At 38.7% G+C, this 3,540-nt stretch carries 3 protein-coding genes; 2 read left to right on the top strand and 1 reads right to left on the bottom strand.

All coding sequences use genetic code 11. From position 1 onward, the window contains the following. Positions 1-239: 239 nt before the first annotated feature. A complete protein-coding gene (locus A9239_RS20940; RefSeq protein WP_329957115.1) occupies positions 240-980 on the top strand; it encodes a TIGR00341 family protein in 741 nt (246 codons plus the stop codon). Positions 981-1,743: 763 nt separating this feature from the next. On the opposite strand, the gene A9239_RS11055 is transcribed toward A9239_RS20940, so the two are convergent. Further along, the gene (locus A9239_RS11055; protein WP_048118312.1) at positions 1,744-2,772 is read right to left on the bottom strand and encodes an AI-2E family transporter; all 1,029 of its coding nucleotides are present in this window, start codon (positions 2,770-2,772) and stop codon (positions 1,744-1,746) included. Positions 2,773-3,116: 344 nt separating this feature from the next. On the opposite strand from A9239_RS11055, the gene A9239_RS11060 reads away from it, so the two are divergent. Next, positions 3,117-3,332 (top strand): hypothetical protein, encoded by a 216-nt coding sequence (locus tag A9239_RS11060; protein ID WP_048155222.1) that lies wholly within the window; start codon positions 3,117-3,119, stop codon positions 3,330-3,332. The last annotated feature ends 208 nt before the right edge of the window (positions 3,333-3,540 follow it).

Here is a 3,540-nt window from a genome sequence, read left to right on the forward strand (position 1 = left end):
CTTGATGAAGAAGGGATAGACTATGCCGTATGGGATGAAACAGGCCGAACGGACTTTGAAGCCCTTGGTCAGTTTCCGGTTCCTCCTGGTGGTGTAGAACCAGTACTTACCAGATTGAGCAAGGCAGGAATTAGAGAAAATACATACGATCGTCCTGACACCTGAAACTATAGTATCAAGAAAGACGCATTGAAGTTCTAAAGCAGCGCTACTTTGGAACCCGTATCTCGCGGGAAGAATTGATTGCACGTGCAGAGAACCTAGCACCTGAAACTTCTACTTATCTCTCGTTTCTTGTTCTGAGCACGATTATTGCAACTGGAGGACTCTTGCTTGATTCGGCTGCAACAATCATCGGAGCAATGGTCGTGGCTCCACTTATGGGACCTGCAATTACTGCAAGTGTAGTCACTGTTCTTGATGACAGAAAACTTGCGTCTCGAGGAATTAAGATGCAGATTGGAGGGCTTCTGCTCGCAATTGCAGTGGGTACCCTTATCGGCATGCTTCTTAAAGAATCAATACTTTTGCTACCTGTCCTCGATATCCGAGAAATATCCCAGATAGCCGAGAGGACCAGCCCTAATTTCCTTTCTCTTTTCCTTGCTCTGGGATTGGGTATAGCAGGAGCTATCAGTATTATCCGGAATGCAGGGTCTGCCTTTGTGGGTGTCGCAATTGCAATTGCTCTCGTTCCACCAGCTGCAACGTCAGGGTGGGTACTACCCTTAGTAGCAGTTGCAGCTGCCGTTCTCGTGCTTGTTAACCTTCTTGCTGTCAATGTATCAGCTCTCATAATGTTCTGGGTTTCCGGGTTTCGTCCGGTAGAGAAAGAAGCAGTTGTACATGCCCGTTCTTCTGTGATCTCGCATGTAGCTTTACTTGTCATTGCAATTGCCTCACTCTCTGTAGCTCTTGGGCTTGTTACTTATTCTTCTTTTCAGACAATTCTTGTTGAGCAGGAGATTAATGGAGAATGATAGCTATGTTCAAAGATTCCGAATATGCAGAAAAAGATTTGACACTTGAAAAAGTTACAGTAGGCTATATGCCTTTAGATTTCTTGTTAATAAACCTGTAAAAGTATCCCTCCTGATAGGCCGCAAAGTAGGTCAGGAAGACCTTCCAGATATGCCAGTAAAGCTGCTTACCGCCTGACAGAAGCTACAGGTAAAGATGTCAGAATTAATATCGGCTTTGTATAGTCACAGAAATTCCCGTAAGTGCTCCCCTGTAATTACTTTTCATAAACACAATTTGTAAATTTTTGCTTTTTGGAAAGTAGTTTCTGGAAAGTAGTTTCTGGAAAGTAGTTCTCTCCTTTTTTCCAGATCTTATAGCCAAAACTCTTTATCCAAGGTAAGGTGCATAGAGAATATGATTAATGACTGGTACAGGATAATCTGGCAACGCCACTTGTTTGTAAAGAGCTTACCCGAATTGCTTTTTCATAAATCCCCTAATTCCCCAATTCAAATTTTGCTCTGCTAACCGTCTCTATTTTCACTGCACCTGGCAAGTACATTGTTTACCGAATTATAGTCACGCCTGTAATTGTTGCAACAAAAATCTCATTGTATCTCATTTGAGCAGTTGCATTATTTAGCCGCGTGACTATAGCATGACTATAACTATGGAATTTCTTCAGTCACTTTTTATACTTTTATCTAATCTGACGGCTTCATAGTGTTTTCTTGTCTTTCCGGAGTAATAGTTATTTTTCCTTGTCCTGGTTTTTTCAAGTTACTCTATATCTCCTGGTGGATCCATTAATCTGGCCATCCATTTTGTTTCATCAAAACTCTCAAGCATGATTTTCAAAGCCATTGTAAGAGGTATGGAAAGCAATGCACCTGCGCCTCCGAGTACAAAATTCCAGTAGATTAGGGCAAGAAATAAAAAGGCTGGAGATAACTGCAGGCCTTTTCCCATAAGTGAAGGAAAAAGGACATTTTCTGTAATCCCATCGACAGCAGTGATAACAACAATGACTGCAAGAGCACCTAAAGGCCCATACTTAAAAAGCGCAATCACTATGGGAGGGATGGAAGCTACAACAAGACCAATATAGGGGATGTAACTAAGAATGAATATAAAAACTCCCCAGAGAATCGCATAGTCGATCCCACCGATAAGGAAAGTAATAGTAATTGCAACGGCTGTGATAAGATTTATTTCAGCTCTTATAACAATAAATTTTACTAACTTCCTGCCAAAGATACTTAACCTCAATTGGAGTTCAGATTGCTTTTCAATTTTCTCATTTATTTTATTAGGAACATTTGCAGCCTCTATTAACATAAAGGCCGTCGTGAGTATGATAATTCCAACTGTTGTCCCAGTATTTACAAGTCCATTAACAATGTTTACAACAAATGAAACCGTAATTGATACGATGCCACGAATAATCGACTGCACGGAAAAACCGTCATATGAAGGGATATATTTTGCAAGATTACTCATGAATTCAATTAACTGATTTTGATATAGCGGGATCTGGCTTCCAAATTGGATTGCCGCACTGGCAACTATTAACCCAAGAATCAGGACAATGAAGGCGAATAAAAGAATTACCAGAAAGACACTCAGTACCCCGGGGATTCCTTTTTTCTTAAGCCATCGGACAAGCGGAGTTAAGATCAGTGCGATAAATACAGAGAAAAAGAAGACTGTAAGTATTGAAGCAATCTCTCGCATTCCAATAGTCAGGATAACCGCAGCTGTACTGTAAAGTAAAATCCTAGCTGGTATCGACTGATTCTCTATATCCATATAATGCCCCACCTGTTTTTTATACTTTTTAATTAACATTAGCGGGAACAGTTATTCCTAACTATCTAACTGTATTTATCTCCTTCTATGCCGGAAAGCTCAAAACAGTCCGATAATACAGTAAATCACTTCATCAGGGTTAAGAAATCTCTTTTTCGATTCTGACGTAAAAATTCTTCAAAATACTGCAATGGATAATATATCTTTACAAAATCACGTGAAAATTACAAAATTAAGTCCCAAAATTATGAACTTCATTGAATACACGTTTCTTATGAAATTCTTCAGCGTCCATAATACATGATTTGTATACCCTATTGACGGAGGCTATGTTTGCAGAATAAATGAAGAAGATTATTTTCCCTAAAGTACTACTTATTAAAATGTTAGAAGATGAACATAAAAAAAGAAGTGATGGAAGCTTTGATAATCATTATAAATTGGCAATTCCAATTAATATTATGATCGTTATTATTAACGCACCCATTATATCCCAGAAGCTTTCCCAGAAATTAGTACGTGACATACTTCACCCCCCTTACGGTAAAAAGAGAAAATAATTAATAAAGTTAGTTATTCTCATCTATTTTTTGAAAAGAGTTTCGAACCGGTATCTCCACACAAATTAACTGAGTTGGAGGAAATAGTTTATCAAACGAGATCGGTATATGGTTTCTGTGGAGGAAAACAGGATTCTATGGGTTTCAAGAGAATATCATTGACTTCACGGAATGACAAACTATTGTATTATAATTTCAAGAATAGTAT

Source organism: Methanosarcina sp. A14 (assembly GCF_001729375.1).
Classification (GTDB): domain Archaea; phylum Halobacteriota; class Methanosarcinia; order Methanosarcinales; family Methanosarcinaceae; genus Methanosarcina; species Methanosarcina barkeri.

What these genes read in the sequence shown, in the direction of transcription:
- A9239_RS11055 (WP_048118312.1), bottom strand. Translation starts at nt 2,772, where the DNA reads ATGGATATAGAGAATCAGTCGATACCAGCTAGGATTTTACTTTACAGT.
- A9239_RS11060 (WP_048155222.1), top strand. Translation starts at nt 3,117, where the DNA reads ATGAAGAAGATTATTTTCCCTAAAGTACTACTTATTAAAATGTTAGAA.